Origin of the sequence: Micrococcus sp. TA1 (assembly GCF_014199555.1) — a bacterium.
Taxonomy (GTDB): Bacteria; Actinomycetota; Actinomycetes; order Actinomycetales; family Micrococcaceae; genus Citricoccus.
Genome location: NZ_JACHNW010000001.1, coordinates 316706 through 330992 on the forward strand (window position 1 = coordinate 316706; position 14287 = coordinate 330992).

Annotated in this window: 13 protein-coding genes and 1 riboswitch; of the genes, 8 read left to right on the forward strand and 5 right to left on the reverse strand. The window is 66.3% G+C overall.

The features are described 5' to 3' along the window. Positions 1–435 precede the first annotated feature (435 nt). Positions 436–529: riboswitch (SAM riboswitch) on the forward strand. 6 nt (positions 530–535) lie between these two features. The 5 genes from GGQ69_RS01305 to GGQ69_RS01325 all read left to right on the forward strand — a co-directional run bounded on the left by GGQ69_RS01305 (position 536) and on the right by GGQ69_RS01325 (position 5914). Next, complete coding sequence (locus GGQ69_RS01305; protein WP_183523608.1) at positions 536–1492, forward strand: ATP-binding cassette domain-containing protein; 957 nt, start codon at positions 536–538, stop codon at positions 1490–1492. A gap of 1 nt (position 1493) precedes the next feature. Continuing rightward, positions 1494–2159 carry a methionine ABC transporter permease gene (locus tag GGQ69_RS01310; RefSeq protein WP_183523610.1) on the forward strand — a complete coding sequence of 222 codons (666 nt, stop codon included), beginning with the start codon at positions 1494–1496 and terminating at the stop codon, positions 2157–2159. A gap of 151 nt (positions 2160–2310) precedes the next feature. Next, positions 2311–3231 (forward strand): MetQ/NlpA family ABC transporter substrate-binding protein, encoded by a 921-nt coding sequence (locus GGQ69_RS01315; protein ID WP_183523612.1) that lies wholly within the window; start codon positions 2311–2313, stop codon positions 3229–3231. A 50-nt stretch (positions 3232–3281) separates the two neighbouring features. Then, positions 3282–4745, forward strand: a complete 1464-nt coding sequence (locus GGQ69_RS01320) for an LLM class flavin-dependent oxidoreductase (RefSeq protein ID WP_183523614.1) — start codon at positions 3282–3284, stop codon at positions 4743–4745. A 350-nt stretch (positions 4746–5095) separates the two neighbouring features. After that, positions 5096–5914 carry a shikimate 5-dehydrogenase gene (locus GGQ69_RS01325; protein WP_370577043.1) on the forward strand — a complete coding sequence of 273 codons (819 nt, stop codon included), beginning with the start codon at positions 5096–5098 and terminating at the stop codon, positions 5912–5914. 634 nt (positions 5915–6548) lie between these two features. On the opposite strand, the gene GGQ69_RS01330 is transcribed toward GGQ69_RS01325, so the two are convergent. Next, the gene (locus GGQ69_RS01330) at positions 6549–7253 is read right to left on the reverse strand and encodes an alpha/beta fold hydrolase (protein WP_183523616.1); all 705 of its coding nucleotides are present in this window, start codon (positions 7251–7253) and stop codon (positions 6549–6551) included. 427 nt (positions 7254–7680) lie between these two features. Here GGQ69_RS01330 and GGQ69_RS01335 point away from each other — a divergent pair, with 427 nt between their 5' ends. Both GGQ69_RS01335 and GGQ69_RS01340 read left to right on the forward strand, forming a co-directional pair. Beyond that, entirely contained in the window at positions 7681–8367 is a 687-nt protein-coding gene (locus GGQ69_RS01335; RefSeq protein ID WP_183523618.1) for a winged helix-turn-helix domain-containing protein, read from the forward strand. Between the two features lie 1041 nt (positions 8368–9408). Further along, on the forward strand, positions 9409–9705 hold the full coding sequence (locus GGQ69_RS01340; protein WP_183523620.1) for an Lsr2 family protein: 297 nt from the start codon (positions 9409–9411) through the stop codon (positions 9703–9705). 331 nt (positions 9706–10036) lie between these two features. Here the strand turns inward: GGQ69_RS01340 and GGQ69_RS01345 are convergent, their stop codons facing one another. Together GGQ69_RS01345 and merA are read right to left on the reverse strand one after the other, a co-directional pair. Further along, entirely contained in the window at positions 10037–11281 is a 1245-nt protein-coding gene (locus GGQ69_RS01345) for an IS701 family transposase (protein WP_183523622.1), read from the reverse strand. A 97-nt stretch (positions 11282–11378) separates the two neighbouring features. Then, complete coding sequence (gene merA / locus GGQ69_RS01350; protein WP_183523624.1) at positions 11379–12809, reverse strand: mercury(II) reductase; 1431 nt, start codon at positions 12807–12809, stop codon at positions 11379–11381. Positions 12810–12919: 110 nt separating this feature from the next. Between merA and GGQ69_RS01355 the strand changes: the two genes are divergently transcribed. Continuing rightward, positions 12920–13309, forward strand: coding sequence for a heavy metal-responsive transcriptional regulator (locus GGQ69_RS01355; RefSeq protein WP_183523626.1), 390 nt, complete (start codon positions 12920–12922; stop codon positions 13307–13309). On the opposite strand, the gene GGQ69_RS01360 is transcribed toward GGQ69_RS01355, so the two are convergent. Both GGQ69_RS01360 and GGQ69_RS16325 read right to left on the reverse strand, forming a co-directional pair. Beyond that, positions 13300–14073 (reverse strand): IS5 family transposase, encoded by a 774-nt coding sequence (locus tag GGQ69_RS01360; protein ID WP_370577158.1) that lies wholly within the window; start codon positions 14071–14073, stop codon positions 13300–13302. The two genes, GGQ69_RS01355 and GGQ69_RS01360, sit on opposite strands and share 10 nt — an antisense overlap. After that, on the reverse strand, positions 13976–14197 hold the full coding sequence (locus GGQ69_RS16325) for a transposase (protein WP_370577046.1): 222 nt from the start codon (positions 14195–14197) through the stop codon (positions 13976–13978). The genes GGQ69_RS01360 and GGQ69_RS16325 overlap by 98 nt, the downstream gene beginning before the upstream one ends. Between the last annotated feature and the right edge of the window lie 90 nt (positions 14198–14287).

A 14287-nucleotide genomic window follows, 5' to 3' on the forward strand; every position in this document is an offset into this window, starting at 1 on the left:
CGGATGCTGGAGCCAGCCGGAGACCGCGTGATCCGCTCGCTCCTGCAGGGGCGGGTGTCTCAGTTCTTTTGGATGCCAGACGACACTCAGTCTGAGAGTGCGCCACCGACGATCGGGGAACCCGGTCACGTACCTCTGCAGTTCACAGGCCCCGGTGCCGTGACTCCCCGGATGATCAACGACTGGGGGTGGGTATCTTGTCGGGGTTATCCGGCCAACACACCCGCATCTTGACTCAGGACCGGGTTAGGCGAAAAGTAACGAGGCGCCGCGTGGTGAGCCGCGGAACAGGGAAATGCACCCCGGGCTCAACGGAGCGTCATCTTGGAGGGGTTTTGGGGCCGATTCCGGGTTCCGTCGCCCCGGACGCGTCCAGGTGTCACCGCGTGACTTGACGAATGGTCTGTGGCGCAGGTCGCTGGTTACCTAGGTCTGTTCCCATCCAGAGCGGCCGAGAGATCTGGCTCGATGACGCCGCAGCAACCCACCGTCCTGCGGAAGCGGGTGCTACCGCCAGGAACGATGGAGGTTTCACATGATTTCTCTGCGGCATGTCACGACGACGTTCACGGCGGTGCGAGACCGATCGGGTCCGCGACCGGGCAGTCGGTCGCTTCTTCGCCGGGGTCGTCCCCGAGCCGTGCCTGCTGCGGGCGTTTCCGGTAAGGGCAGGATCTTGACCGCGGTGGATGACGTGTCTTTGGACATTCCCAGTGGATCCATCCACGGGATCATCGGTTTCTCAGGTGCCGGCAAGTCCACCCTGCTCCGCAACATCAACCTGCTGGAGCGTCCCTCGTCCGGTGAGGTGTGGGTGGAGGGCGAGGAGCTCACGTCCCTGTCCACGGAGGAGTTGCGCCGGAGGCGACACCACATCGGGATGATTTTCCAGGGGTTCAACCTGGTCAACAACCACACTGCGGTGGCCAACGTTGAGTTGAGCCTGAAGTTCGCAGGGGTGGCCGATGCCCGGGCTCGGCGCCAGCGGGCCATGGAGGCCCTGGAACTGGTGGACCTGACGGCAAAGGCCGAGGCCTATCCGGCCCAGCTCTCCGGCGGGCAGAAGCAACGGGTGGCCATTGCCCGGGCGCTGGCCACCCGTCCGAAGGTCCTGCTCTGCGACGAGCCGACCTCCGCACTGGACCCGTTCACCACGGCCACCGTGCTGCAGTATCTGGCCGATATTAACCGCCAGCTGGGGATCACCGTCGTGCTCGTCACCCACGAGATGGAGGTGGTCAAGGCCCTGGCCGATGACATCTCCGTGATGGAGGAGGGGCGCATCGTGGAACAGTTCACCTCCGCCGGCCTGCGGTCGGGGGCCTTCGAACCGAAGACCTCGATCGGGCGGTACCTCGTTTCCGATGGCATCACCGTGGACCGCGGAGCGGCCCGGGGCGGTGATGACTCACTGCTGACCGGCCCGGGACCGGCGGGCGGACCCGCGGACCGGACGGCGTTGGAGCTCATCGGCACGAAAGCGGGGCACTGAAATGGATCGCGTCATCGACCTTCTTCCGGAGCTGAGCTTCGCACTGGGCCAGACCTTCCTCATGATCATCGTGGCGATACCCCTGGCAGTACTGCTGGGGACGCCACTGGGCATCTGGCTCTTCACCCACGCCCCGGACGGCATCTCCCCGTCCCCGAGGGCACACCGCGTGGTGTCCGGACTCGTCAACATGGTCCGCTCGTTCCCGTTCCTCATCCTGCTCATCGCCATCATCCCCGCCACCCGATTCATCGTGGGCACCACGGTCGGGACGGCGGCGGCGATCGTTCCACTCACGGTCAATGCCATCCCGTACTTTGCCCGATTCGTCGAGCAGAACATGACCCAGTTGGGCAATGGGGCGGTCGAGGCTGCCCGGGCCATGGGCGCCACGCGTGGTCAGATCATCCGCAACGTCCTGCTGGTCGATGCCCGGCCGGCGCTGATCGGATCGATCACGATCACGGCCGTCAGCTTCATCTCCTACTCCGCCATGGTCGGCCTCGTCGGCGGCGGCGGTATCGGTGACTTCGCCATCCGCTACGGCTACTACCGCTATGAAACCGAGGTCATGCTCGTGGCGGTCGCCATCATGCTCCTGCTCGTCTCGGTCGTGCAGTTCACCGGCAACCGCCTGGTCCGCCTCACGGACAAGCGCATCACCTGACAGCCCCGCATCCCACCCGACCCGCCCGACGTACCAGCCGACGACGGCGCCGAATGGACTGAGGCGGCGACTTCGCTCACTTCTCGCGCAGGGATCCTCCCGATCCTGTGCTGCGTCACGACCTGTCATCCGTACCCCCGAAAGGACTCCCATGTCTTCGCACCAGCACTCCACTACCGCCCGACGCCGTCGGATCGACGCCGTGCGCATCCCGGCCCTGGCTGCGGTTGCCGGCCTCGCCCTGACCTCCTGCGGTCTGGCCCAGAACGCCGGGAACGTGGATGAGGACCGCACCATTTCCATGATCGTCACCGAGTCGGCGCCGTATCAGGAACCGACCGAACTGGTGAAGGAGCAGCTGGCCCAGGACGGCTGGACCCTGGAAACCACCTACGTCACGGACATCATCCAGCCGAATCAGACGGTCCAGCAGGGGGAGTACGACGTCAACTTCTTCCAGCACATCGCCTATCTCGACCAATTCAATACGGACAACGACACCGCGCTGGAGCCGATCTTCTCCATCTACTACGGGCGCAGCGGGTTCTTCTCCACGAAGCACGGCTCGTTCGAGGACCTCCCGGACGGCGCGCAGATCTCCATCCCGGTCGACACGTCCAACAACGGCCGGGCGTTGAAGCTGCTTGAGGAAACCGGGCTGATCAAGCTGGATCCGGAGAAGTCCGTGACCGAGATTTCTCAGCAGGACATCGTCGCGAATCCGAAGAACCTGACGTTCATCGAGGTGGACCAGCAGTCGCTGGCGCAGACCCTGCCCGACGTCGACGCCGGGTTCGGATTCATCCGTCTGATCGCCGAGGCCGGCTACGACGTCGACGAGACGCAACTGATCCTGGAGAGCGATCCGGACGTCGAACTGCCGTTCTCCGTGGTGCTGACCGCCAAACCGGAGTTCCGGGATACCGAAGCCGCACGAGTGCTGCAGGAGGCCTACCAGTCCGACGAGGTCGAGCAGTGGTACGAGGACTATCAGGGCGGGGTGGTCGAGTTCACCGACAAGATCACCGTGGACAACTCCGCACAGATCTGGGCCGACTACACCGCGGAGTAGGAGGCCCTGCCCTTGGCCGCCCATTCGATCCCCTATCACGGAGGACCAGCATGACTTCCCGGACCGGAACACAACGCCCTGGCGGGGGCCAGCGACCGCGGTTGATCATCAACGCCTTCCTGATGAACACCGGCAGCCACATCCAGGGCGGCCAGTGGCGGCGTCCCGAGGCTCAACAGCACCGCTTCAACGACCTGCAGTTGTGGCAGGACCTCGCGCGGGAGCTCGAGGAGGCGAAGTTCGATGCGATGTTCTTCGCCGACGTGGTGGGCCTGTACGGGGACCACAACGGCGGATGGGCCGAGCACCTGCGGCACGGGCTGCAGATTCCCTCCAATGACCCGATCGTGCTGCTCTCAGCCCTCGCCGCGACCACGGAGAACATCGGGCTGGCGGCCACGAGTTCGGTCATCCAGTCCCATCCGTTCCAGTTCGCCCGCCAGATGTCCACGTTGGATCACCTGTCCGGTGGGCGCGTGGGCTGGAACATCGTGACGTCCGTGCTGGAGAACGCCCACCGCAACTTCGGCGGGGCCGGGCTGGAGGCCCACGATGACCGCTATGCGTGGGCGGACGAGTACATGGAAGTCGTCTACAAGCTGTGGGAAGGCTCCTGGCAGGACGACGCACTCAAACAGGACAAGGAGCGCAGCATCTTCTCCGACCCGAAAGGAGTCGCCAAGATCCACCACCAGGGCCAGCGCTATTCCGTGGAGGGGCCACACCTGTCCAGCCCGTCACCGCAGCGCACACCGCTGCTCTTCCAGGCCGGCGGCTCACCGCGGGGTCAGCAGTTCTCTGCCACCCACGCCGAGGCCGCCTTCACGGCGTTGACCGATCCGGCCCACGCGCTCGAATACACCCGGGGCGTCAGGGACCTGGCCGAAGCTCAGGGCCGCAGCCGGGAGGACGTGAAGTTCCTGCAGGGTTTCCACATCATCGTCGGCTCCACCGAGGACGAGGTGAGGCGGAAATCCCAGGACCTGGATTCCACAATGGACCTCGACTCGATGCTGGCTCACATCGGCGGTGGCATGGGGGCGGACTTCGGTGGGCTGCCCCTGGACACCAGGATGGAAGACCTGACCACCCAGGGGGCGCAGGGACATCTGGAGGCTACCCGGCGTGCCGCGGGCACCCAGAATCCCACCCTGGAGGATTTCATCCGTTACCGCGCCATCAACAACCGGCTGGCGGGTACCCCCGAGCAGATCGCTGACGCCCTCGAGCGTTGGCAGGACGCCGGCATCGACGGGATCAACATCGTCAACTCCACCCTCCCCGGCACCTACACCGACATCATCCAAGGGCTGTTGCCCGAACTGCGCCGCCGTGGGCTCGCCCAGTCCGAATACGCGCCGGGTTCGCTCCGCCATAAGCTCTCCGGTCGAGGTGACCGTCTGCCGCAAGACCACCCTGCGGCCCGGTACCGCGGCGTCTTCCACGAGTACTCGGCCGCTGCTACGGAGCGCCCACGCAAGCGGGATGCCGCCCTAGCGGGTGGCTTGTCGTGATCCTCATCGAAGAGCGTTTGTTGAGGCGGTGACCGATCGATCCGGATAGTCGGCTTCTGCACTCCGTGCAGTCGACCTTTGACATCGACAGCGCATAACCCCAGGCTGGCCACTCTCACCCTTTCTCAACAACTCGACGACTTTTTCGTAGTTGAGACTGGAGCGAATGAGACAGGCGATTGAGACAAAATGGCGGTCTGGTTGCAGTGGCCAACCCCTTGCAAACGCCGGGGTTTCTAGGTGCTTACTCAAAGTGCCCTGATGGTGCGTTAGGCATCTCATCAAAGGAATGTTTGATGAGACGAGGGGCAGTAGCGGGCTCATTGCGGGCCTGGCCGTTTAATGGAGGGGTGCCGATTCTGAACAAAGACATGACCATGTGCATCTCGCTTTCGGCCCGCCCGAGCAACAATGGGACCCGCTTCCACAACTACCTCTACGAACAGCTCGGGCTGAACTGGATCTACAAGGCCTTCGCCCCCACCAACCTGGAGCAGGCCATCGCCGGTGTCCGCGGACTGGGCATCCGTGGCTGCGCCATCTCCATGCCGTACAAGGAAGACGTCATCGCCCTGATCGACGAGATGGATCCTTCCGCGAAGGCGATCGATTCGGTGAACACCATCGTCAACGACGCCGGCCACCTCACTGCCTACAACACCGACTACACGGCGATTGAGCAGCTGCTGGAACGCAACGACGTGCCCACCGACTCCTCGGTGCTACTGCAGGGAGCCGGCGGCATGGCCAAGGCCACTGCCGCTGCGCTGCGCGACGCGGGCTTCCGCGACCTCACCATCATTGCCCGGAACGAGGCCACAGGGCGTGCCCTCGCTGAGCTCTACGGCTTCAGGTGGCGGGCCGAACTGGGCGGTGCCACCGCCGACATGATCATCAACGTCACGCCCATCGGCATGGCAGGCGGTGCCGAAGCGGACTCTCTGTCCTTTCCGGCCGCGACCGTTGAAGCCGCCGAGGTGGTGTTCGACGTGGTGGCCTTGCCGCCGGAAACGCCGCTGATCAAAGCCGGCAGGGTGGCGGGCAAGAAGGTCATCACGGGTGCGGAGGTGGCCACCATCCAGGCGCTTGAGCAATTCGTGCTGTACACGGGTATCCGCCCCACAGACCAGCAGGTGCAGGACGCCGAAGAATTCGTCCGGGCAGAGTAGGCCAGCCCGGCTCCACCGAGACCGCCACCCGCTCCTCGTGATTCTGGCCTGACTCAAGGGGGCGGTCTCTGTGTCCGTCTTCTTCCCGTGGCCTTCACGCCCGGCAACAGCGACTTCCTACCTCCTCCGGACTGACGGACCGCCCCCCAATCTCCAGGGGCACACTGTCTCGGAAGTCAGATCTGTACGATCAAAACGGTATTCCGTTTTGGACCTAGTTTGTGGGACGAAATTCATGGCGGGTCGTCGTCTTCGGTCACTGCCGTGGGGGAGTGTCCCACTTCTAAGGAACTGGGACGGTCGCTGCTGATCAGAAGTCGGCGGCACGGAAGTCAGGATTTGCCCGCGGACTTTGACGCCGGGAGGCCTGACCGAAGGTGTTGCGTATGGCGCACCGTCGCGGGACGGACCGGACGGGTTAAACGGGATGCCCCTAGTGGCGTGCCGCCGTTAATCCACGTCGGCTGCGGGTGTGCCCGGTGGGGGTTGGTGTCCGGTCGCCGTTGTCAGAGTGTGGTCATGAACGTAGAGCCCTCCAGGCGTCTGTCCTCCATCTGTAGTGGGGCTGGTGCATCGATGGTGGGGATCCTGGCGTCTGGCCACGTGGGATTGGGGGCGACTCGGTGGGGTGGACTTACCGTGCCAGGAAGGTTCGGATGGTCGCGTTGGTTGCCTCTGGTTGTTCCAGGTGGCATAGGGTCCCGGCGTCGTCGATGGCCACGGTGGAGCCTCTGGAACTGCGGGCGGCGATGCAGCCGGGGATCGCCTCACGGCGGGCGGAGTCTGGGTGTTGGCCGTCAAGGACCAGCACGGGCATCCGGTAATGCGCGACCGGGTGGCGGTGCTGCGTCGTGGTGCGTTCGAGGTCCAGGACCACTTCCTGCCCGGCGGCCAGTGACGTGGAGGTCAGTTCTTGGCGTAGGGCGGGGTTCGTCGTGGACGCTCGGGCCCGGGATCGGACGACCCAGGACCATGGCAGACAGTGGGCCAGGGCGTGCTGGACCCTGAGGCGGAGTCGGCCGGCCGGATCCGGGGTCCGGTGGTGGTCCTGGCCGCTGATCAGCACCAACCGCTGCACCAGACCAGGATGGCGGTGGGCCAGTTCCTGGGCGATCTGGGCGCCCACCCCGTGCCCGACGACGACCATCTGTTCGGCGCCCACCGCGCGGAGCAGCGCCTCCAGGTCTGCCAGAACGCCCTCCAGGGTGGCGATGGCATGCTCATGCAAGATCGACTCGCCATGACCACGCAGGTCAGGGACCAACAGATCCGTCCCCGGGGCGAACGCCGACACCTGGTGGCGAAAGCTGCGCCGGTCGGACCCGGCGTCGTGCAGCAACAGCGCCCACCGTTGGCCCTCGCCGCGCAGGTGACGCACCATCATGGTGGCGCCTGGACCCTCGATGGTGAGGATGGACCACACGGAGGATTTCTCGGAGGCTGTGTCCCGTTTCACATCCCCACCGTAGCCCGCCCCGCCCCCCCACGGGGACGTCGGCAGCGCGAGGCTGATCATATTGTGAACCTCCGGTCTCACCCAATGAGACGCGAGGGCACATTACTTGCATGATAGGGGCGGCATTTCCGAGCCTGAACAGGTGGGGTTTGACGACCCGGCCCCGTCCTCTCGGGCCTGACCGCGCGGTGGTCGCGCCGCGGAGCAGGGCTGCGTCGGCTTCCGTACAAGCCCTCCTCAGTGGGGGGCGACCCGGTTCGCCCCGACAAATCGGCCCCCGTGCGACACAGCAGCCTAAGGAGCCTTCGACATGACCACCACTGCCCAGGGATACGCCCACCGCTTGGCCCGCGGCGCCAGGCGGGTCGCCGCCCACGACCCTCCGGGTCCCCAACCGCCACCGGCGCGGACTCAGGCACGCGGCTTCGTGGTGTACGTGGGCATGGACGAGATGGCGGCAGCCGCGGCCGGGACCTCGCTGAAGCGACTGGCGGCCGAACTCCGTCACTATGTTCAGTTGGTGGTCCCCGGTGCCGAGACCACCGGAGCGGTGGCGATGGCCCCGGTCGGGGCCCCCGGGACGGACCTGGAGGTCGTCCACCAGATACTCGCAGATCCCACTACCGCCCCGAACGCCGATCCCGAATCAGGACCCGACCCAGCGGCCACCGACCGTCCCGGAATCGTCATCGACTGGGCTCGGCGCGAGCTGCGACTGGATGGGGAGCCGGTGAATCTGACCGACAAGGAGTTCGCGATCCTGCACCACCTCATGGACCACCGTGGCCGCGCCATCGATCGCCCAGAACTGCTCCACTGCCTGTGGGAACCCCACGAACAGGTGCCAGACGCCCGGATGGTGGACGTGCACATCCGCCGGCTGCGGACCAAACTGAACCGGTTCGCCCACACCGTGCGCACCGTCCGTGGCCAGGGCTACCGATTCTACGAACACCCCGACCTCACCGTCCGGACCACCCCGGACTACACCCTCTGACCGGCCCCCGTAACGGGATCCGCTATTGCGATAGTCCCTGGCGGTGACCAGGTTCCCTCCGGGATGTACTCGATCGCTACCTGTTTGAGTCGATAGCTCTCGCACAGCGCTTTCGCCGGGACGTACATTGTCCACATTGTCGGCCAGCCGGAGAACACATTATCGGCCCCGTGAGAGCGGGCGAGGACATGCGTGCACCCCTCGCCATGCGGGGGGCAAGAAGTGCCGCCGACGTGGGGACAAAGAGCTTATTGCACCTCAGGGGGAATGATTCATATGGCGCTCGTGCACTGCCGAGGGTGCAGGTCGAAGATCTCCACCTCTGCGGCAACCTGCCCGCGATGCGGACTCCGTGCTCCGTCCGGCACCCTCACCTTTGTTCGTCCCGGCCTGTTCTCAAGGGCCATTGGGGTAGAGGTCTTCGTGGACGGCCGTCCCTACGGAAAACTAAGACCGATGGGCCGAGTGAGCGTTCCGGTGGCCCCAGGCGAGCACCATATTGGGCTGACCTCCACCCGGGGCAATCCGACCGTGGCCACCGTTTCGACTCATCAAGGCGACACCGCGGTGAAAGTCGGCTTCACCTTCATGGGCTCCCCGCAGCTGAGCTAATGCCTCAGCCGGTGCCCGTGGGGATACCCATGCGCCTGGTAGAGCCTTGTGAACGTGGGGTAGTCGGACCGAGTCAACGGGAAGGCTCCCGGACAAGGTGACAAGGTAGTGCCTACGGTGGCTACTGGACCCTCAGGGGTAAGGCCGCGGGTTCGCCGGTGTTCCTCCTAGAGCCCGGTTCGCCGGCAAGCAACCCCTGTTCACGCGTCTTATCGAACGAAACTCTGCTCGGCGGAACCTGGGTGGTTTCTGCAGTCGACTTCCCCCATCCGCCGTCCACTGCTGACCTTTGACCCGTGGGCTCCTGCACGTGAGTGTCGGTTGAGAAACCCCGTGTCAGACCGTGCTTGAGGCTGATGCTCTGCCACAGTAAGAAACCGTCAACTGTTGAGAGTGAGAGGCCGTGAGAGCACGGTTGCAGGGAGAACGATGGCGCAGAAGATTCAAACGATCCTGACCGATGACCTCACCGGCGAGCCGGCCGCGGAAACCGTCCAGTTCGGCCTGGACGGCCGGCACTACGAACTCGACCTGACCAAGGACCACGCCAAACAACTACGGGCCGACCTCAAACCCTTCGCCCGTCATGGGCGCCCCGTAGCGCCCCCGAAGCCCGCGCAAGAAGCGGCGCGGATCCGCGCCTGGGCCCAGGAGAACGGCTACGAGGTCTCCGCGCGAGGCCGGATCCACCGCGACGTCATCGAGGCCTACCGCCATGCCCTCTAAGCCCCGCCGGCTGCACGTGTCCGGGCCGCCCCGGGCCGTGGGGCGGCCAGTCAGATTACTGATGAACAGGGCGAAGGCCCCAGCCGTCCCTTCGACTGGGGCCTTCTGCCATCATCACTCGCACCTCTGACGAGGTGGCGTTGACGGTAGTGATCGAGCCTGAGTATTGGCTGGAGGTCGGTGCTCGCCGTGTTGGACACCCCGGCGTGAAGAAGAACCCGGCCCCTCCTAGTAGTACTTGGTTAGGTTGGTCCGGCGCGTTGGCAGTAGGGGCAGTGGCTGAGCAGGCGGATCACCGCGGTCTGGAGTTCGCGGAGCACCGTGTAGAAGCTCAGGTTGCCCCGGGCGCTTTTGGGTCCGCGGCCAGTCTCTGGAGGGTGATGAACAGGTGCGCGGCGGTCACGAGGGTGGTGTGGTGGTGCCAGCCGGCCCAGGTGCGGCCCTCGAAGTGGTCCAGGCCCAGGCCGTGCTTGAGTTCGCGGTAGTCGTGCTCGATGCGCCAGCGGATCTTGCCTAGCCGCACCAGCTCGGCGATCGGTGTGGTCTCGGGGAGGGTGGACAGCCAGTAGTCGGTGGGCTCGTCAGCACCGGCGGGCCATTCGGCCAGCAGCCAACACGCCGGCAGGGACCCGTCGGGGGCCCGGGGCAGGTTGCGGTTGGCCGGGCGGACACGGACGGCGGTGAACCGGCCGGTCATCATCCCGCGGGAGCCTTGCCGCCAGGACACCTCCTGGAATGCCTCCGGGCCCAGTCCGGTCACGAGCTCCTTGGCCTGGACCGGGGCGGGGCGGTAGCTCGCCCGTACCGGCGGCCGGCCCCGGCCGGAGTAGGCGGGGAACTCGAAGGCGGCGTCGGCGTCGTGCACGCTGGTGGAGGACTTCACCTGCACCACGTAGCCGATGCCCCGGTCGGTCAGCGAGGTGCGGAACGCGCCGTTCTCGCCGTAGCCGGCGTCCGCGCAGACCAGCGGCGGGACCAGCCCCCAGGAGGCGAGCTCGTCGAGCATCTCCAACGCCAGCTCCCATTTGGGTCGGTGCCGCACCGCATCCGGGATCTGCGCCCGCGCTCGGCGGGCAGCGGCCTGCTCGGCGGCCTCGTTGGTCTCGGCGCAGACATCGTCCCAGGATTCCGGGATGAACAGGCGCCAGTCCAGCGGACAGGAGGCCGCATCGGTGACCGCGTGCACGGACACCCCGATCTGGCAGTTGGCGACCTTGCCCAGCGACCCGGAGTACTGCCGGGCCACTCCCGGGGAGGCCGGCCCGTCCTTGGGGAAGCCCGTGTCATCGATCACCCACGCCTGGGGCTGAACCAGCGTGACCGCCCGGGCCGCGAGCCGGCGCCGGACCGGCTCGACCGGCCACGGGGAGGAGGACACGAACTGCTGCAACTGCTGGTAGTCGACCCCGAGCCGCTCTCCCATCGGCTGCATCGACTTCCGCCGGCCCTCCAACATCAGCCCCTGCAGGTACAGTCCGCCCTTGGCCCGCTGGTCCTTCCGGGTCAGCGAGGCGAACACGTCCTGCACGAACGACTCCAGCTCGCCCCGCACCGTCTCGATCTCGCCCTGCCGCATGCGGCGAGATTAACAGGACCCACCACGGATTAAAAGACCTAACCAAGTACCACTAGGCCGTGTTGCTAAAGGGTGCTGCGAGCAGCACGGGTCCGGATCAGGCGCAGCAGGACAGCTGGGAGGGGTCGGTGGTGAAGGACTGGCAGGCGAGCTTGATGCCTTCGGTCATGGTCAGGTAGGGCGCCCACATCGTGGCGACGTCTTGGTAAGTCTGCTGTCCCTCGAGGAGGAAGACGCCGGCGGCGGCGAGTTCGCCGGCGTCCTTGGCGACGGCGGTGATGCCGAGGATGCGACCGGTGTCGTCGTCGATGACGACCTTGATGAATCCGCGGGTGTCTCGGTTGACCAGGGCGCGGGGCACGTAGTCCAGCGGTAGCACGCGGCAGTTGCAGCGGTAACCGGCCGCCAGGGCCTGCTTCTCGGTCATCCCGACCGCGCCGATGGCGGGGCTGGTGAACGTCACCCGGGGCAGGTGGCTGTAATCCACCGTTCGTGCCGCGCCGGTGAAGGCATTGTCGACAACCATCGCGCCGTGATGGGCTGCGACGTAGACGAACTCCGGGTGCCCGGTGACGTCCCCGGCGGCCCAGATGCGTGGGTTGGCGGTGGCCAGTGAGTCGTCGACGACGATCTGCCCGCTCGTACCGGTCTGGACCTGGACCGTTTCCAGCTCCAGGGCGTCGGTGACCGGACGTCGGCCCAGCGCCACCAGCACCCGTTGGGCACGGAACTGGCTGGTCCGGCCCGCGACGGTTGCGGTGGCGGTCACCTCGCCGGTCGCCTCGTCCTGGGTGATCGTGGTGAGTTGGGCTTGGCGCACCACCGTGATGCCCTCGTCGGCGAAGACCGATTCCAGCACTTGGTTGACCTCGGGCTCCTCGGCGGAGGCCAGCCGAGAGCGGACCAGCATGGTCACCGTCGAGCCGAGCCGAGCGAAGAGTTGGGCCAGCTCCAGGGCGACGTACCCACCCCCCAACACCAACAGAGACTCGGGAACCTCGGTGAGCTCCATCGCGGTGGTCGAGGTCAGGTAGTCCACCTGCTCCAGTCCCGCCAGGTCCGGGACCCAGGGGTGCGCGCCGGTGGCGAGCAGGTAGTGGGCGGCCTCGAGCATCTCCGGGGTCCCGTCCGGGCCGGTAAGCCGCAACACCGGGGCCTCGGGGGTGCCGGTGAAGGAGGCCACGCCGTGCCGGATCGGCCAGTTGTAGGACTCGGCGAGATCGACGTACTTCGCCGACCGCAGGCCCTCCACCAGGGACTGCTTGCCGCCGATCAGGCCCGACATGTCCACCGGGCCGGCCATGGTGGCGATGCCGGGAAACCGACCGGAGGCCTCGGCGGCGACGTGCCGGGCCTCGGCGGCCGCGATCAGCGCCTTGGACGGCACGCAGCCGATATTCACGCAGGTGCCCCCGACCGTGCTCCGTTCGATCATCACCACCGACTTGCCCAGGTTCCGGGCCCGGATCGCGGCTGAGAACGCCGCACCCCCGGAACCGATCACCGCAAGGTCTACCTTCTGGCCCATCTGGGATACCCCCATCACTTGGCGAAATGCTCGGATAAGGCCAGAATGGACCTTCCAGTGCAGGGGAAGGTCAAGTTCATCCCGCCGGGGACCCCAGGAGGAGGGTGGCCATGAGGATCGGTGAACTTGCCTCCGTCGCGGGCACCAGCACCAAGACGCTGCGATTCTACGAAGAGCAGGGCCTGCTGCCAGCACCGGAACGGACTCTGGCCGGTTACCGGGACTACGACCCGACCGTGCTCGACCGGCTGGACTTCATCCGCCGCGGCCAGGCCGCCGGACTCACGCTGGCCCAGATCCAGCAGGTGCTCGAGATCCGCGACGACGGACAGGCACCCTGCGAACACGTCCGCGCCCTGCTCGACCAACGCCTGGTGGACATCGAGAACCAGCTGCGCAGCCTGACCGCCCTGCGCGATACCCTCACCTCGCTCCGCGACGAGGCCACCACCCTCCACCCCGATACCTGCGGGCCCGACCAGGTCTGCCGTTACGTCTGAACCGTGCTGCGATGACCGGTGGTGAGCCAGTGGAGGGTGGCGGCCAGGCAGAGCCCGGCGTGGTAGCTGCCGGCGGTCTTGTCTGATCGCAGCGCGATCCCGCGCCACTGCTTGAGGCGGTTGAAGCACCGCTCCACGACATTGCGGCCGCGATAACGAGCCCGTTGCTGCTCCCCGAAGTCGATCGGTCGGCCCGGCTTGTTCCGGCGGTGCGCGATCTGATCGTCGCGTTCGGGAATCGTCGCGGCGATGCCGTGCGCACGCAACCAGGCCCGATTCGCTTTCGACGGGTAACCCTTGTCCGCGAGCACCCGGTCCGGACGGGTCCGCGGCCTGCCAGCCGTGCCGGGCACACGGATCTGCCCCAGCGTGGGGGCAAGCATACTCGTGTCGGCCGCTTGCCCCGGGGTGAGGATGAACGCCAGCGCCCGGCCGCGTCCGTCACAGACCAGATGCGTCTTCGTGGTCAACCCGCCGCGGGAGCGGCCGATGGCGTGGTCAGGTGTCTCCGGCCCGAACTTCTTGTAGTTCGATCCAGCCCCCTGTGTTCCTGGGCAAGGTCGCCCCGTGCTGGTGCACGCGCACCACCGTGGAGTCGATCGAGGCCACCCAGTCCAGGCCTCCTCGCTGGTACGCCAACGACTGGACCTTCTCCAGTACCCGCGCCTACACCCCGGCTGTCGCCCACCGGCGGAAGTTCCTATAGACCGTGTTCCAGTTCCCGAACCGCGACGGCAAATCCCGCCACGGCGCCCCGGTGCGATATCGCCACGCCACGGCTTCCACGACACTGCGCCGGTCCACCGGGGGCCGGCCCGTAGCCCTCGCGGGCGGGAACAACGGGCCAATCACAGCCCATACCTGATCCGAGATCACATCGCGCGACATCCTCCAAGGCTCACCCGCCAACCACCCAGAGGTGTTTAGCAACACGCCCTAGGGCCGGGTGCTTGGAGAAGAGCCGCCATCTGTCTCACA

What these genes read in the sequence shown, in the direction of transcription:
- GGQ69_RS01305 (WP_183523608.1), top strand. Translation starts at nt 536, where the DNA reads ATGATTTCTCTGCGGCATGTCACGACGACGTTCACGGCGGTGCGAGAC.
- GGQ69_RS01310 (WP_183523610.1), top strand. Translation starts at nt 1,494, where the DNA reads ATGGATCGCGTCATCGACCTTCTTCCGGAGCTGAGCTTCGCACTGGGC.
- GGQ69_RS01315 (WP_183523612.1), top strand. Translation starts at nt 2,311, where the DNA reads ATGTCTTCGCACCAGCACTCCACTACCGCCCGACGCCGTCGGATCGAC.
- GGQ69_RS01320 (WP_183523614.1), top strand. Translation starts at nt 3,282, where the DNA reads ATGACTTCCCGGACCGGAACACAACGCCCTGGCGGGGGCCAGCGACCG.
- GGQ69_RS01335 (WP_183523618.1), top strand. Translation starts at nt 7,681, where the DNA reads ATGACCACCACTGCCCAGGGATACGCCCACCGCTTGGCCCGCGGCGCC.
- GGQ69_RS01340 (WP_183523620.1), top strand. Translation starts at nt 9,409, where the DNA reads ATGGCGCAGAAGATTCAAACGATCCTGACCGATGACCTCACCGGCGAG.
- GGQ69_RS01345 (WP_183523622.1), bottom strand. Translation starts at nt 11,281, where the DNA reads ATGCGGCAGGGCGAGATCGAGACGGTGCGGGGCGAGCTGGAGTCGTTC.
- merA (WP_183523624.1), bottom strand. Translation starts at nt 12,809, where the DNA reads ATGGGCCAGAAGGTAGACCTTGCGGTGATCGGTTCCGGGGGTGCGGCG.
- GGQ69_RS01355 (WP_183523626.1), top strand. Translation starts at nt 12,920, where the DNA reads ATGAGGATCGGTGAACTTGCCTCCGTCGCGGGCACCAGCACCAAGACG.
- GGQ69_RS16325 (WP_370577046.1), bottom strand. Translation starts at nt 14,197, where the DNA reads ATGTCGCGCGATGTGATCTCGGATCAGGTATGGGCTGTGATTGGCCCG.